Annotated in this window: 14 protein-coding genes and 1 riboswitch; of the genes, 6 read left to right on the forward strand and 8 right to left on the reverse strand. The window is 36.0% G+C overall.

The genetic code is table 11. The features are described 5' to 3' along the window. The first annotated feature begins 407 nt into the window (after positions 1–407). Both VK90_RS13710 and VK90_RS13715 read left to right on the forward strand, forming a co-directional pair. Positions 408–968, forward strand: a complete 561-nt coding sequence (locus VK90_RS13710; RefSeq protein ID WP_048373526.1) for an HAAS signaling domain-containing protein — start codon at positions 408–410, stop codon at positions 966–968. 21 nt (positions 969–989) lie between these two features. Beyond that, entirely contained in the window at positions 990–1,619 is a 630-nt protein-coding gene (locus VK90_RS13715; RefSeq protein ID WP_048373527.1) for an NDxxF motif lipoprotein, read from the forward strand. Between the two features lie 129 nt (positions 1,620–1,748). On the opposite strand, the gene VK90_RS13720 is transcribed toward VK90_RS13715, so the two are convergent. Together VK90_RS13720 and VK90_RS13725 are read right to left on the reverse strand one after the other, a co-directional pair. After that, the gene (locus tag VK90_RS13720; protein ID WP_002170555.1) at positions 1,749–2,102 is read right to left on the reverse strand and encodes a YlbF/YmcA family competence regulator; all 354 of its coding nucleotides are present in this window, start codon (positions 2,100–2,102) and stop codon (positions 1,749–1,751) included. Between the two features lie 142 nt (positions 2,103–2,244). Continuing rightward, entirely contained in the window at positions 2,245–3,390 is a 1,146-nt protein-coding gene (locus tag VK90_RS13725; RefSeq protein WP_048373529.1) for a DUF445 domain-containing protein, read from the reverse strand. Between the two features lie 125 nt (positions 3,391–3,515). Here VK90_RS13725 and VK90_RS13730 point away from each other — a divergent pair, with 125 nt between their 5' ends. Together VK90_RS13730 and VK90_RS13735 are read left to right on the forward strand one after the other, a co-directional pair. Then, entirely contained in the window at positions 3,516–4,568 is a 1,053-nt protein-coding gene (locus tag VK90_RS13730; protein ID WP_048373531.1) for a YheC/YheD family protein, read from the forward strand. 20 nt (positions 4,569–4,588) lie between these two features. Continuing rightward, complete coding sequence (locus tag VK90_RS13735) at positions 4,589–6,043, forward strand: YheC/YheD family endospore coat-associated protein (protein ID WP_048373534.1); 1,455 nt, start codon at positions 4,589–4,591, stop codon at positions 6,041–6,043. 85 nt (positions 6,044–6,128) lie between these two features. Here VK90_RS13735 and VK90_RS13740 read toward each other — a convergent pair whose 3' ends face one another. Next, entirely contained in the window at positions 6,129–6,374 is a 246-nt protein-coding gene (locus VK90_RS13740; protein WP_048373536.1) for a hypothetical protein, read from the reverse strand. A gap of 489 nt (positions 6,375–6,863) precedes the next feature. Between VK90_RS13740 and sasP the strand changes: the two genes are divergently transcribed. After that, positions 6,864–7,067, forward strand: coding sequence for a small acid-soluble spore protein, SasP family (gene sasP, locus VK90_RS13745; protein WP_000013349.1), 204 nt, complete (start codon positions 6,864–6,866; stop codon positions 7,065–7,067). Between the two features lie 50 nt (positions 7,068–7,117). On the opposite strand, the gene VK90_RS13750 is transcribed toward sasP, so the two are convergent. The 5 genes from VK90_RS13750 to VK90_RS13770 form a co-directional block, all read right to left on the reverse strand. Then, positions 7,118–7,852: an amino acid ABC transporter ATP-binding protein gene (locus tag VK90_RS13750; RefSeq protein ID WP_002170550.1), complete on the reverse strand. Its 735-nt coding sequence runs from the start codon at positions 7,850–7,852 to the stop codon at positions 7,118–7,120. A 28-nt stretch (positions 7,853–7,880) separates the two neighbouring features. Next, entirely contained in the window at positions 7,881–8,579 is a 699-nt protein-coding gene (locus tag VK90_RS13755) for an amino acid ABC transporter permease (protein WP_025150287.1), read from the reverse strand. Further along, positions 8,566–9,363: an amino acid ABC transporter substrate-binding protein gene (locus VK90_RS13760; protein WP_048373539.1), complete on the reverse strand. Its 798-nt coding sequence runs from the start codon at positions 9,361–9,363 to the stop codon at positions 8,566–8,568. Before VK90_RS13760 ends, VK90_RS13755 begins: the two co-directional genes overlap by 14 nt. A gap of 316 nt (positions 9,364–9,679) precedes the next feature. After that, complete coding sequence (locus VK90_RS13765; protein ID WP_048373541.1) at positions 9,680–11,680, reverse strand: ABC transporter ATP-binding protein; 2,001 nt, start codon at positions 11,678–11,680, stop codon at positions 9,680–9,682. Beyond that, positions 11,677–13,431: an ABC transporter ATP-binding protein gene (locus VK90_RS13770; protein WP_048373543.1), complete on the reverse strand. Its 1,755-nt coding sequence runs from the start codon at positions 13,429–13,431 to the stop codon at positions 11,677–11,679. Before VK90_RS13770 ends, VK90_RS13765 begins: the two co-directional genes overlap by 4 nt. Before the next feature lie 644 nt (positions 13,432–14,075). Between VK90_RS13770 and gapN the strand changes: the two genes are divergently transcribed. Next, a complete protein-coding gene (gene gapN / locus VK90_RS13775; RefSeq protein WP_048373546.1) occupies positions 14,076–15,515 on the forward strand; it encodes an NADP-dependent glyceraldehyde-3-phosphate dehydrogenase in 1,440 nt (479 codons plus the stop codon). 178 nt (positions 15,516–15,693) lie between these two features. After that, positions 15,694–15,875: riboswitch (Lysine riboswitch) on the forward strand. The last annotated feature ends 121 nt before the right edge of the window (positions 15,876–15,996 follow it).

A 15,996-nucleotide genomic window follows, 5' to 3' on the forward strand; every position in this document is an offset into this window, starting at 1 on the left:
TAAAATACCATTCTGATATTGTCACTTTACCCATAAATTTGCCAGGAATTTTACAAAATAATAAATAAAAATACTTATCAGTGTAGGATATTCGAAATGATTAGCTTATTCATTAGAATCTTTGTGATTTAAACCATAACTTTGCCACTTGGGCAATATTATGCTTCTTGTTATAGATATCCCCCTCTAGAAATATATAAATAGACTTTCACCTATTCATGGTATTAACAATATTACAGTACCTTGCAAAGAACACTAGTAAATGGTATATTTGTAAATAATTGAATAACCATTAATTGGAATCTGTATGTATCCATTTCAAAAGTGCAGAAAGGTTGTGCTGTTTATAAAAAAATAGATAAGATTCTCAGATGTGATTAATCATTTTATAAAGGAAAGTGATTGAAATGAACAAAAGTGAATTTTTAAAACAACTTAATTCTTTTCTAAGGAATATGCCTAATTCAGAAAGACAAGATATGATCTCGGAGTACGAAACTCATTTTATCAGTGGTAAACAGGATGGGAAGTCTGAAGAAGAAATTTCTAAAAAGCTAGGAAACCCTAAAACTATCGCTAAAGAACTTAATGTTACATATGCTATAAGCAACGCCGATCATAAACGCAGCCTCAAAAATATTATAACAGCAATATTTTCTGTTATGAGCTTAAGTTTTTTGAACTTTATATTTATCATTATCGCCTTTTTCTTGTTACTCTTTCTATTACCGATTCTTCTAGCACTTATAATTGCCACTCCATTATTAATCATTTCACCTATCTTATTACTAGGATTAGGATTTTTTAAAGGGTTTCATCAAATCAGTTATTCAGATGTATATAGTGTGTTCCTAGCTTTTTGCATCGGCTTACTAATTTCTATAATATCTTACCAAATGATAAAACATGTATACTCACTTTTAGTAAAGTATTTAAAATGGAATTTAGCCGTTTTACAAAGATACTAATGAATGAAAAAGGAGATTAAAATGAAGAAATATACTTTATATCTACTCATGCTGCTTACTCTTTTATTTATATCAGCTTGTTCACACAATGCACAATCTAATGAAGCAAACGATGCACAAGATGATAAATTAGACGATGTACAATCTATTAAAGATGTTACTATTAAAATCCCAGAAAATATATTTAGTTCCTCAAAAAAGAATGAAACTATTAATGAAGATGAAATGAAACAAAGTATAAAAAATTATATAGATTATAGTTGGGAGTTATCTGAAAATATCATTCCTCTCGCTTCAACAACTTCTGATAAGAATTTTACTGAATCTGACCGAGAAAAATTACAAAAACTAATCGATTTAGCGAAACAAAACGATATGAATTTCCATGAGTTTATTAGTAATAATAATTTACCTAATGATTATAAAAAACCTTCAAAAAAAATCTATGAATTTATGTCATCATCTACGGCTATTTTCGTAGAACTAGATCAAGAATTAGACAAACTCGCCCAAGATGGTAACTTATTCAAGACCGATTTTTCTTTTACAAAACGCTTTGAGGAAGTTAATGGCCGAAAGCAAAAAGAGATTGAAAAGTTTTTGAACGAAAAAAATATTAAAACTTCAATTAACAGCAATAAAGAAAATTAAAAGATGTATTACATATCCCCTTCAAAATAACCACTAAAAAATGGCTATTTTGAAAGGGATTTTTTGTGATATAACTATCAACTTCCCTAAACAAAAAAAGACGCCCCATCCCTGGAGCGTCTTCTATCATTACGCTTGTTGCGCGCTATATAATTCTTCAAGTGGCTTCATGATGATTTTGTTAACGTCAGTGATAACGATGTTTAAACGTTGCTCAGTTTCCATTAACTTTGTGATTTTTGCATCTTGTTGAATGCGAGTTACAACTTCTTGTGCTTTTTGGTTATCTTCTTCAGTGATTTCTTGGCCTTGCATCATTTTTTGTTGTAAACCAAGTTGCATTGTACGGAACTCTTCAAATAAGTTCTTTGAAGCTGCATCTCCTTGTACTGCTGCGTAGCTTGCTTTTAATGTTTGGAAATCTTCGTTTTCAGCGATTGCTTTTTGTAATTCATATGCAACATCATGAATGTTTTTTGTCATTTTATTTTTCCTCCTTTAGAAGGCTAGCGCTTTTCGTACGCACTGCCTTTTAAGTGCTTTTTATCCGCACCTCTTCTTACCATATCAAACTATGCAAGAGATGTGAAGAAATTTCACTTTTCTTTCTATGTACCCACCTTTATTACTTAAAGAATAAGAGCAACAAGCCTTGAATAAATCCAATCGTTCCTCCTAATAACGCCCCTAAATATGTAATCATTTTTAACTCATTTTTTGTAATGGATAATACGAGATCTTCTAGTCTCTCTGTTGAAAATGTAGATACTTCTTGCTGGACGATTTCCGCAAGGTGTAGATTTTTCAATATATCTCCGACGTTTTCTGTCCCCCACTTCAAGCCTTTCTGCATCAGGCTAGGGACCACTTTTTCAACGATCGTTTCTCGAACCGGCTCACATACTTGCTGAACAGACTGATTTAAAAATCTACTCACTGTTTCCTCTACTTTAACCGCTGACAATATGGAGCTCACAATCATTTCTTTCTCTACGAACGTTTCTAATTCTTTTACGTCTCTTCCTTTTAACTTTTCCCACTCTTTTTGCAGTACATCAGTTAAAAGTTGCCCTGTTCCATCTTGTCCTAAAAACTTAATAACTTCCGGCTGCACACGATCCACTAAACTTACATTCCCTAAAAACATACCAACTAAGTTAAGCAACGTTCCTCGAGAAGCAAAAAAGTCATCAATCATTTTTGAAAGACGTGCCTTTCCTTCTTCACTTTCAAAAAAGCTAATCCCTCTATTCAAAATAAAAGACGCTACATTTGGAATCGCATTCTCTACTTTTTCATGAACAGACTGAGGTAAGGCTTGTTCCCATGTATATGTATAGTACTCTGCTAAAAATGCATGAGTTTTTTCTGTAATAACATGTTCGATTTTTTGAGTCGCCTCTTCTTCTACATGTGCTATATTCCATTTTTCTAACATATCTCGTAACGACTGTTCATTCGTAATTACTTTATCCACTTCCACCTGCGCCCAGTGGATTAAACTTTTTTGAAACTCTTCATTCGTTAGTTTCTTTCCGATTCCTTCTGGTGTTAACAAGTGATCTACAACCATTTTCCCTAATTGAACAGCAAGCTCATCACGGCGCTTCGGAATTAACCCCGGCGTAAATGGAACTTGAAACTTCCCAATATAAATAGGACGATGAGGACGAAATAACATTTTTATCGCTAAATGATTCGTGTATCCTCCAATAATTGCCCCGAGCCCTGTCGTTGTTAACATATTCAACCATATATTCATTATAATCAACCTTTCACTTCTCTAAAACGATAGCATATCGTCATACGGACAAAAGTATAATGGTATAAAAACGTATTTGCAATATATAGCTTCGCCTATTATGCAAACATCTTGTTAATAAAGGAGTGATTTCGTTGGTTCTTGGTCTTTTAACTTCTCAATTTCATCATGAGCAAACGTATTACACCGAAATCGCTAAGCGAGCTCGACTTTATCATAACGTCGTTGCCCAATTCACACCGTTTAGCATTGATTCAAAGACAGATCTTGTTTCCGGTCTTATTTACGATACAGATACAGGAAATTGGATAGATCAAACCTTTCCCATTCCTTCATATATATATGATCGTTGTCATTTCAAAGAGGATGAGGAATTCCAACAAGCAAAACCGATTATTCATTCATTACACAAACGTTCTTCCACTACTTTTTTAAATAACACGCTTATTAATCCAAGCAATTTACACAATCTTTTTCTTGCTAATAAACGTCTTTCCCCTTACATACCAAAAATTAAAAAAGGAACAGTACAAGGAATTTTCAAATTACTACTAGAAACAAGAGATATTATTATAAGACCACTGAATATACATTCCAATGAAGATGTATATCGAGCCACTTACAAAAATAAAACATTTCATATCGATACAATAAATGAACAGCATCATACTTCTACTCAATTTAAACGGACCGATGAATTTATATCATGGTGTAAATTTAACATACAATTATCCCGTCATATGATTCACCCAATGCTACAACCTCCAAATCAACTATCATATCCAATTCATATTCGAACCATTATACAAAAAAATAAAGAGCAGAATTGGGAAGTGCTCGGTCAATTTATACAAAAAGGTTCATTCCCTGCACAATTTTTACTTTCAGCAACAGAACGTTCTATGTTACATCCATTTTCTAAAATTAAATATTTACTTTCTTCAACTGGCGTTCAATTATTGAAAGATGCTTTACATGACGTTGTAACTGAAGTTTTTCAAACACTTGATCAGTCATATTCTTCATTATTCGAACTAGAACTTTCTACCATTATGGATCAGAAAGGGGCCATTTGGCTTATGTACGTCAATACGATGCCGTCATACGAAATTTACACCAGATACAATGATCAGTTAGCTGAGCAAATTTTTCATGGTCCATTAAAGTTTAGCCGTTTCACACCATAATGAAAGGAGGAGAAACTCTGTTGAAAGAGCACGTATATACATTAAACATTTCAGATGAGTATCCAAATAGTATTACTTTACCTTACGTTTTTTCTATTACACCACCGATTACATCCCTTTCCTTTGGTGTACGCTATATCGCATGTGAGAATATTAAAATTCATTATTCATTTACTCGAGAAATCATTATCGGAAAACAAATTGCAGACCGACTTTTACTTCCACATTCGACGACAATCCATGCCCTCACACAAAATCAAACAATCATTTTTGGCCCATTAATCGGGATTTTTACAACTGGCTTTAACGATGACTCACCCACTCCTTTAGGAAATCGTTCAACTTCTCTCGGTGAGTTACTAACACCATCATTCACATTACGACCATTTGTATTTGTCTTTGGCGTTCAACATATAAATTGGGAAGAAGAAACAATTGAAGGGTACTTCTTTCAAGAAGGAAAATGGGTAAAAAACAAAGTCCCTTTACCGAATGTCATTTACGACCGATTACCAAATCGCCAATCAGAAAATTACAAACCAATCGTGAGAGCAAAGAAACGATTAGAACGCGACTATGCAATCCCATGGTTTAATCCAGGGTTTTTCAACAAATGGGAAGTTCATCAACTCCTAATGAAAGAAAATTCGATTAAACCATTCTTGCCAAAAACAGAAGCTTTTCAACATTTTGAACAAGTAGAACGACTTCTTGGTACGTATAAGTATATTTATATGAAACCGATACATGGTAGCTTCGGGAGAAATATTCATCAAATACTCTATTCTCAAGCAGAGAATCGCTACTATTGTCGTTATCGTGAAAATGACCAAAACAAACTAAGGAAGTATCAATCATTAGAAGCACTTCTTAACCATGTGTTAAAAGGACATGATTTAAAAAATTTTATCGTACAGCAAGGCATCTCATTGCTCCGCTTCGAGGGGCAACCCGTCGATTTTCGCATCCATACAAATAAAAACCATTTTGGCAATTGGATAGTTAGTGCAATTGTCGCCAAAATCGCTGGCAAAGGTAGCTTAACAACTCATGTAAATAGCGGTGGTGATACAAAATTACTTCAGGAACTTTTTCCTGATTCAACAAAGCAAGTTCGAATTGAAAATAAATTAAAACAAACAGCCTTACAAATAAGTTATGCACTCGATAAACAAGTAACCGGGAACATTGGCGAAATCGGTTTTGATATCGGTTTAGACACGATGGAAAACCCATGGCTATTTGAAGCAAATTCTAAACCTGGGCGAACTGTATTCCAAGATGAAAAGTTAAAAGAACAAAGTGAACTTACACGCCAATTATTTTATGAATATGCCATCTATTTAACTGAACATTCTTTGCGCGACACGAAAGAAAAAATGTCTCAAATAAAATCAGAGCCTTCGTCAAACACCGAAAATATCCCTTCCCCTATGATTAACTCACAAATACAAAAACTTCCACCTCACTCATAAGGTGGAAGTTTTCTATTTATCCCGATTGGTGAGGGCTGATAATCAGTGGGGGATGAACAAAACCCCCACTGATTAAAGTTTCACTTTATATGAGCTTCACTACAACTTCCGTTTCCAGATTACATACTCCGCAATAAAACACATGATTGCAATACTCTTGTGAATTATTATTTGTTAAACCGTCTATCGCACTTAATAATTCCTGATCCAAATATGCACTGTAATTATCTAAGTAATCTACAGTTTTCCCATAATCTTGGAGTACACCTTGGCAATTTTGACAAGAATATGTTTGTAATTCTAGTGCGTTGCAAAGCGGACAAATTCCCATCGCTATTCCTCCATACGTTATCGTTTAAACATCTGTAAAAAGCCTCTTTTTTTAGATTGAAGAGAGCATCTAGCCCTGCATAGAAGCGGTCAGTTCCTTTTTCTGCCCCCTCCCGGGTTAAAACAGAAATACGAAATTGATGCCTTTTTAGTTTTTATATTACTAAGCTGTAATTTATCTCACTTTAACAAATCATAAGTTAAGTAAGCCAAGCTGGTTATACAAAGAAAAAACACGCATATGATATCGCTCTTAGTTTAGCCTTCTTTCTTAAAAATACAACGATTACTCTTATTTCATAATTTACAAAATAGCGAAGTTTTTTACAAAATTTACAAATTATTATTTTGTATATCTTTCTAGGTAACATCCATACTATGAGTACAAACTTAATTACCGATGGATTAGCGCCAAACGGGGCGGTAATCTGGTTCAACTCCAGCTAGTCCAACCAAAAAAACTTTTACACTCTAAGGAGGATATATTCCTATGGCAAACCAAAGTTCTTACAATCAATTAGTAGTACCAGGAGCAACAGCTGCAATCGATCAAATGAAGTACGAAATCGCTCAAGAATTTGGTGTACAATTAGGAGCAGATTCTACGGCTCGCGCTAACGGTTCTGTTGGTGGAGAAATTACAAAACGTTTAGTTGCAATGGCTGAACAAAGCCTTGGTGGATTCCAAAAATAAATATATATGGCAAAAAGGTCTCAGGGCATATGCCCTGAGACCTTTCTTATTTACTGCAACATTTGTAAAAATTTCTTCGTTCGTTCTTCTTTTGGATTTGTAAATACATCTTCTGGTGTACCTTGTTCGACAACGACACCGCCATCCATGAAAATAACACGGTTCGCAATTTGATGAGCAAAGCGCATTTCATGCGTTACAATGACCATCGTCATTCCTTCTTTAGCAAGTTCTTTCATTACCTTTAAAACTTCTTGAACTAGTTCCGGATCAAGCGCTGACGTTGGCTCATCAAATAGTAAAACTTCCGGCTCCATCGCAAGTGCACGAGCGATTCCGACGCGCTGTTGTTGTCCGCCTGATAATTGGAACGGATATAAATCTACTTTATCCGCAAGACCAACTTTTTCAAGGAAGTAGTTTGCTTTTTTCTTCGCCTCTTCTTTCCCCATCTTCTTCACTGTAACGAGCCCTTCCATTACATTTTGAAGTGCTGTTAAATGCGGAAATAGATTATGGTGCTGGAATACCATACCTGTTTGCGTACGAAGATTTACAATATCTTTCTTCGATACTTTTTTAGAGAAATCGAGCTCTTTATTACCGATGCGAATGCTACCAGCGTTCGGTGTTTCTAACACATTGAGGCAACGTAGAAATGTCGTTTTACCAGATCCAGATGGCCCGATAATAACAACAACTTCGCCCTTCTCAACTGATAAATCTATATGTTTTAGTACGGTATTATCTCCGAAACTTTTTTGTAAACGTTGAATTGAAATCATAAAAACAAAAACTCCTTTTATGAAAGGATTATTTTAGAGTGTAACGTTCAGAACGTTTTTCTAATATTTGTTGCACAATAGATAATAGGAAGCAAATTACCCAATAAATAAGACCTGCTTCGAAATAAACGATTAAAAACTCATAGTTCATTGCCGCAATTTCCTGCGCTTTTCGGAACATTTCTGTTACTAAAATTAACGATGCTAATGAAGTATCCTTCACTAAACTAATAAATGTATTCGAAAGCGGCGGAATGGATACACGCGTTGCTTGTGGTAAAATAACACGTTTTAACGCTTGCGGGTATGTCATCCCAATTGTGTAAGCTGCTTCCCACTGCCCTTTCGGAATAGAAAGAATAGAAGCACGAATAATTTCAGATGCATATGCACCGACATTTAATGAAAATCCAACAACTGCTGCTGTATATGGCTCAACCTCAATATTAAGAGTTGGAAGACCATAGAAAATAATAAATAACTGTACAAGAAGTGGCGTTCCGCGAATGATAGATACATAGATACGAGCAATCCATTGTAAAATACGACTACCTGAAATACGCGCGAGCGCTGTTAACGTCGCAAGTATAATACCGATAATAAACGTAACAAGCGTTAATGGAATTGTCGTAAACACAGCTTCCTTCAGCATAGGCATGAAGGAAGACTGCATAATATCTACCCATGTAGACAATCGATCTGAGACCAATGCACTACTTAGATACATTTTCACCGAACCATTTTTTCGCTATTTTGTCGTACGTACCATCTTTTTTCATATCTTCTAACGCTTTATTTACTTCTTGTACAAGCTTGTCGCTACCTTTGCGGAATAGGAAACCACTTTGTGATGCTTCTTTTTCTGTATCTACAATTTTAATTTTTGCATCTTTCTTTGTTTCTAAGTAGTTTAATACTGATAACTTATCATTAATTGTGAAATCAACACGGCCAGTGTTTAATAATTCTGCCGCTTGGCTAAAGCCTTCTACATTAGTGATTTCCGCACCATTTTTCTTAGCAATATCTGCATAGTTACTTGTTAAAGATTGTGCTGCTTTTAATCCTTTTACATCAGTAAATGTAGCAGGTTTATCTTTATCCTTCGCAATAACTAATACCGCTGAAGATGAAACGTATGGACTAGAGAAGTCATATTTCTTTTGACGATCTTCACGAATACCAACTTCGTTAGCAACCATGTCGAAACGTTTTGCGTCTAAACCAGCAAGTAAGCTGTCCCATTGTGTTTCTTTAAATACAGGCTTTACACCTAAACGTTTTGCAACTTCTTCTGATAGCTCAACGTCAAATCCAGTTAATTTATTGCTTGAATCGTGGAATGTGAACGGTGGATATGTACCTTCTGTTCCAATTACAAGTTCACCACTTTGTTTTATCTTTTGTAACGCATCTTGACTAGCTGTATCTTTTTTCTCTTCTTTGCCGCAGCCCGCTACAATCCCAATTGCTAATGTAGTTACTGCAAGCACTGAAAATAATTTTTTCATGACCGTGATCCTCCAAGTATTCTGATAGGAATTTAAAAACTATATTGATTGTATGCAATCTTGAACAATTTTTCAATGAAAATGTTCTTATTTAGTTTAACCTTTTTCTTCATAATCAAACAAAATGGAAAAATAACGCTACATACAAAAAATAAGTAACATTTTTTAATATAGCATTTATATAGAAAAAGGTAAAACAATACTTCTTATTATTCTTGCTTGTCATGATTTATCGAAGAATCGATAGCCTTTGTCAAAACGTCGATATAATTTTAATCAATAAAGAACTTGCGAAAAGCGCAAGTTCTTCTAAATATTAAGCGCTCTGGTTTCCTTCCATTTGCGTTTTATACATATCGTAATAACGCCCGCGCTTTTTCATTAATTCATCATGAGATCCTTTTTCCAAAATCTTTCCTCTATCAAGCACAATAATTTGATCAGCACTCTTAATTGTTGAAAGACGATGAGCGATAATAAACGTCGTTCTTCCTTTTTTCACAACTTCTAACGCTTGTTGAATCATCGCTTCTGTCTCTGTATCAATACTAGAAGTCGCTTCATCTAAAATTAAAATCGCTGGATCAAAAGCAAGCGCCCTAGCAAACGATATAAGCTGACGTTCTCCGGTTGAAAGTGTACTTCCCTTCTCCGTAATTTCTTCATCTAAATTGTTCGCAAATCTTTCGGCACCAACATCACGTAACGCCTTTACGATACGCTCTTTTGAAATTTTTTCATTTTCTAAGCTGACATTGGATGCGACTGTTCCGCTAAATAAAAACGGATCTTGCAATACAATTCCCATATGTTCACGAGTTGCCTGTTTCGGCATTTCTGTTACATCGTGACCATCAATCGTAAGCTTTCCTTTTTGAAATTCATAAAATTGGAAGAGTACATTCATAATGGAACTTTTTCCTGATCCAGTATGACCAACAAGTGCCACTGTCTCCCCTTGTTTCGCTTCAAAAGAAATATTTTTTAACACTTCATCTTTCCCATTATAAGAAAATGACACATTATCAAATTTCACATTTCCGTTTAAGCGAGGCATACGTTCTTCTTCTACTGCCTCTCCTTTTTCCTCTAACAATTCAAAAACACGCTCTGATGCAACACGTGATTGCTCTAAGTTAGCAAGCTGATTCACCATATTTGTAATTGGCGAGAATAATCTCGTTAAATAATCAACGAAAGCATACAGTACCCCGAGTGAAACAATACCCGTAGCACTTAATGAAGCACCACCGAAATACCAAATCACTCCTGTAAAAGCGATGTTTCTTAATACAGACACTAAGTTATGCGATGTTGCTGCATTTAAATTTAAAATTTTATTTTGATATTTAAAATAATCGCCATTTAACTCTTCAAATTCCTTCTTCGTTTCGCGCTCTTGACGGAATGCTTGAATGATCGGCATCCCTTGAATCGATTCATTCACTGTTCCGTTAATATCCGATAAACGCGACCGCATTTTATGATTGTATACAGACGCATACTTTCTATACAAAATCGCCCAAACAATTAAAATCGGGATAATTAATAAACAGAACATCGCGAGTTTTACATCGAGTAAAAATAGCGCAGCAAATATCCCAATAATATAAATAATACTAGAGACGAATGTCGCAAGTACCGTTACATATAAATCACGAATTGCCTCTGTATCATTCGTTACACGCGAAACAATTTTCCCTGCTGGTAAATGATCAAAATAACGAATCGGCAACGTTTGTATATGAGAAAAGACATCCTCCCTCATAATTTGAATAATTTTGTTTGCAGCTTTCTGTAAGAAGAACTGCTTTCCGTACGCAAATAATGATACGACTACTAATAAAGCGAAATATCCACCGCCAAGTAGTAATAGTCGGTTTATTTCTGGTTTATAAAACGCAAATACTTCTTCTTTCGTTAATGCTTTCGCTTTATACACCTGCACGGCCTTACCACTCTGAACGGTAATCACATCACCCTTAACGGACCGAGAACCTTCAAGCGTTATTTTATTCGGCACAAAATAGTACTGAAAACCAACTTGAATAACTCGAACTTCCTTCCCTTTTTTCTCACCTTCCTGAAAGCGATCGCCTCGCTTATAAAAGGCGCCATTATACGAAACAGCATCCGCACTCTTTTCTGTTTCATACCAAGGTCTCTCTATTCCAACGATATGCTCATCAATCATCGTTTTTGCGACGAACGGACCTGCAAGCTCTGCAATGACGAAAACAAATAGCATCGCCATAGCTGCAAAAATTGGCCCTTTCACTTTCATCGCATATTGAAACAATCGTTTTGAAACGCTCATATTTTCACCCCACTATCCGCACCTTCACCTTGCTGCCGTTCGAACTGCTCAGCATACCAGCCCCCATTTCGAACGAGCGCCTCGTGCGAACCTTCTTCAATAACTTCACCGTTATCCATAACGAGAATCCAATCTGCGTGCTGTACCGCTGATAAACGATGCGTCGTGATAATCGTCGTCTTCCCGCTTCTTTCTGTTCGTATATTTTCAATAATTGCCGCTTCAGTACGAGCATCAACAGCTGATAAAGAATCGTCTAAAATTAAGATTTCCGGGTTTTGAATAACAGCTCTCGCAATCGAAATCCTTTGCTTTTGCCCACCTGATAAAGAAACACCTTTCTCTCCAACAAGCGTTTCTAAACCTTCCGGTAAAAACTCTAAATCCTTTTTAAACGCAGCTATTTCAATCGCTTTTTCAAGTTCTTCTTCCGTCGCTTCTCTGTTTCCGAATAAAATATTTTCCTTCGCTGTTTTTGAGAATAAAATGTGTTCCTGAGGTACATATCCAATCCAGCCAAGTACGTTATCATTCGTCATTTTGTCTAGCTTCACATCAGAAACTGCAATATCTCCTTCTCCAAGTGGATATTGACGAAGAAGCTGACGAACGAGCGTCGTTTTCCCGCTTCCTGTTTTCCCAACAACTCCAAGTGTCTCTCCTTGTTTTAATGAGAACGAAACATTTTTTAAATTTGTTTCATTTGATGAAGGATATGAAAAAGAAACATTATCAAACTGAATGTAATCCGGCTCTTGTACAACCTTTGGATTTTTTGGATTCTTTACATCCGGTTCATAAGCTAACGTTTCATTCACACGATCTAACGAAGCATTTCCTCTTTGCATAACATTAATCAATTCACCAATTGCAAACATCGGCCAAATCATCATACCTAAATAGACGTTAAAAGAAACGAGTTCCCCAAGTGTTACTTTTGATTGGAATACGAGATATGCACCGTACACTAGACCAATTAAATAACTAAGACCAACGAGCATTTTCACAGTTGGCTGGAATAGCGCATCGATTCTTGCTACCTTCATATTTTTCTCGTATACGTCATCCCCTAAATGGTGAAACCTTTCTTGATCAGCATTTTCTTGTACGTACGCACGAATAACGCGTACACCAGCAATTGATTCAAGCACTTTATCATTCATATCTCCGAACGCATCTTGTGCAACTGTAAATCGTTCATGCAATTTCTTTCCGTATATATTCATCGCATACGCCATAATCGGAAGCGGTATAAGCGCAGCAAATGTTAGCTGCCAACTAATTGAAAAGCCCATCATACAAACGATTGTAAGCATATATAGACTAGAATCAACGAGCGTTAATATACCAAAACCTGCTGTCATCGCAATTGCTTTTAAGTCATTCGTCGCTCGCGCCATTAAATCGCCAGTACGATTTTTTTGATAAAACGTCGGCGTCATCTTGAGTAAATGCCCCATAAATTTTGAACGCATCGTTTTCTCAAGTACGAACGCCCCACCAAATAGTTGATGCTGCCAAATAAAAGTGAGCACATACCCGCCTATCGTTACCCCAAGTAAAATAAAAATATATTGCATAATCGCCTCGTTCGTTAAGGCTCCTGTTTTAATATTATCAATTGTAATTCCTAACACCTTCGGAGGAATTACCTCTATTACGTTTACAATTAAAAGTACCCCAATTGCGATACTATACCTTTTCCAATGTTCTTTAAAAAACCATCCTAATTTTTGCAGTACTGAAAACAATATAACCTCTCCCTTCTCGTTCTTATTTGACGGAAGCTTTTTATCCGCTATCTAGAGTCATCTCATTTACATTTTGAAAACCGCAGCATTTCATCACATTTTTCCACCTTCCAAATTCTGATTTTTATAGTTACCATACAAAGTATGGAAACAAGCAAATTAGACAAAAAAAAGCATACCGCCGCTTGACGATATGCAAAGGAATGCATAAAAGCGTACGTTACGATATACGCAACGTACGCTTCTCATAAGACAAAAAAGTCCTATATATCCGCACGGGTTGCGTAATGATATGAATGTTTTCCGCCATTTAACAGAGCTAAGCCCATTACATTTACGATTACAATCATTACGCACACCCCTTTCATTTATTTTCCATTTATAATCTTATAACTTTATTGAGTATTCTGTCAATTGTTTTTTTAGCTATAGAATAAAATAATCTTTTATCATAAAAAATGAACGTGATGCATTCTACTTATAATCCAGTTTGAAATAAGAGAATCTTCTGTAAGAAAGGGCATACAAAATAAAAAAATAATAAGAAATCGTTTTCACAAATATTTCATTTGAAAAATATTATCAAACCTCCTACAATCACCTTATACTCACTCTTACAAGTTGCTATTTTAGGAGGACTAATCATGACAACTAGCAATACGTACAAATTTTATTTAAACGGAGAATGGAGAGAAAGCTCTTCAGGTCAAACAATCGAAATTCCATCTCCATACTTACACGAAGTAATTGGTCAAGTACAAGCAATTACTCGCGGAGAAGTAGACGAAGCAATTGCATCTGCAAAAGAAGCTCAAAAATCATGGGCAGAAGCTTCTCTACAAGATCGCGCAAAATATTTATATAAATGGGCTGATGAGCTCGTAAATATGCAAGATGAAATTGCCGATATCATTATGAAAGAAGTCGGTAAAGGATATAAAGATGCGAAAAAAGAAGTTGTTCGTACAGCTGACTTCATTCGTTACACTATTGAAGAAGCTCTTCATATGCACGGAGAAAGCATGATGGGCGATAGCTTCCCTGGCGGAACAAAATCTAAACTTGCGATTATCCAACGCGCACCACTTGGTGTTGTATTAGCAATCGCACCATTTAACTACCCAGTAAACTTATCTGCTGCAAAACTTGCACCAGCATTAATTATGGGTAACGCTGTTATTTTCAAACCAGCAACTCAAGGTGCAATTAGTGGTATTAAAATGGTTGAAGCACTTCATAAAGCTGGCCTTCCAAAAGGTCTTGTAAACGTAGCTACAGGACGCGGTTCTGTAATTGGCGACTACTTAGTAGAGCACGAAGGCATCAATATGGTATCGTTCACAGGTGGTACAAACACAGGTAAACATTTAGCGAAAAAAGCTGCAATGATTCCACTTGTATTAGAACTTGGTGGTAAAGACCCTGGTATCGTTCGTGAAGATGCTGACTTACAAGATGCTGCAAATCATATCGTAAGCGGTGCATTCTCTTACTCTGGTCAACGTTGTACAGCTATTAAACGTGTACTTGTACACGAAAACGTAGCGGACGAGCTTGTTGGCTTATTAAAAGAGCAAGTAGCTAAATTATCAGTTGGATCTCCAGAACAAGACAGCACAATCGTTCCATTAATCGACGATAAATCTGCTGACTTCGTTCAAGGTTTAGTTGACGATGCTGCTGAAAAAGGTGCAACAATCGTTATCGGTAACAAACGTGAGCGTAACTTAATTTACCCAACATTAATCGACCACGTAACAGAAGAAATGAAAGTTGCTTGGGAAGAGCCATTCGGGCCAATCCTTCCAATCATCCGTGTTTCTTCAGATGAACAAGCAATTGAAATTGCTAACAAATCAGAGTTCGGTCTGCAAGCAAGTGTCTTCACAAAAGACATTAACAAAGCATTTGCAATTGCTAACAAAATCGAAACTGGTTCTGTTCAAATTAACGGACGCACAGAGCGCGGCCCTGACCACTTCCCATTCATCGGTGTAAAAGGTTCAGGTATGGGCGCACAAGGTATTCGTAAGAGCCTTGAGTCTATGACACGTGAAAAAGTAACTGTATTAAACTTAGTTTAATCTTATATTCAGCAGCTGATCTAATATTTAGGTCAGCTGCTTTTTATTTCAAACCCTCCAAGCCTCTAATAACATACTCTTCTCTATAATCTGATTATTACTATATCCATTGACGTATAAAAATTCATTTGTTACTCTTAAATACGTTAATTTAATATTTAAATCCTCATTCGTATCTCGGTGAGGTAGAGGTTGCAATCATTAAGAGTATCATTTCAGGAGATGTAGTGGCATTGATGAATGAATGAGAAAGGAATGGTTGCCGAAGTAAGCCGTGTCCACCATGCACGCTTGCTGGGTCTGCATTTAATAAGTGCAGAACTGTCACAAACGTTTCGTTTGTGGAGAGCTATCGAGAGGTATGTCGTGGGTTTCTTATAAGATAGAAAGCATGTAGCGGCAAGTTTACGTGCTTTTTTTGTTTTGTTTGGAACTTCTCTTCCTTACCTGGAAGACATACATATCTCCTCGCTTGACTTGG

The sequence above is a fragment of the Bacillus sp. LK2 genome, assembly GCF_001043575.1.
GTDB lineage: Bacteria > Bacillota > Bacilli > Bacillales > Bacillaceae_G > Bacillus_A > Bacillus_A paramycoides.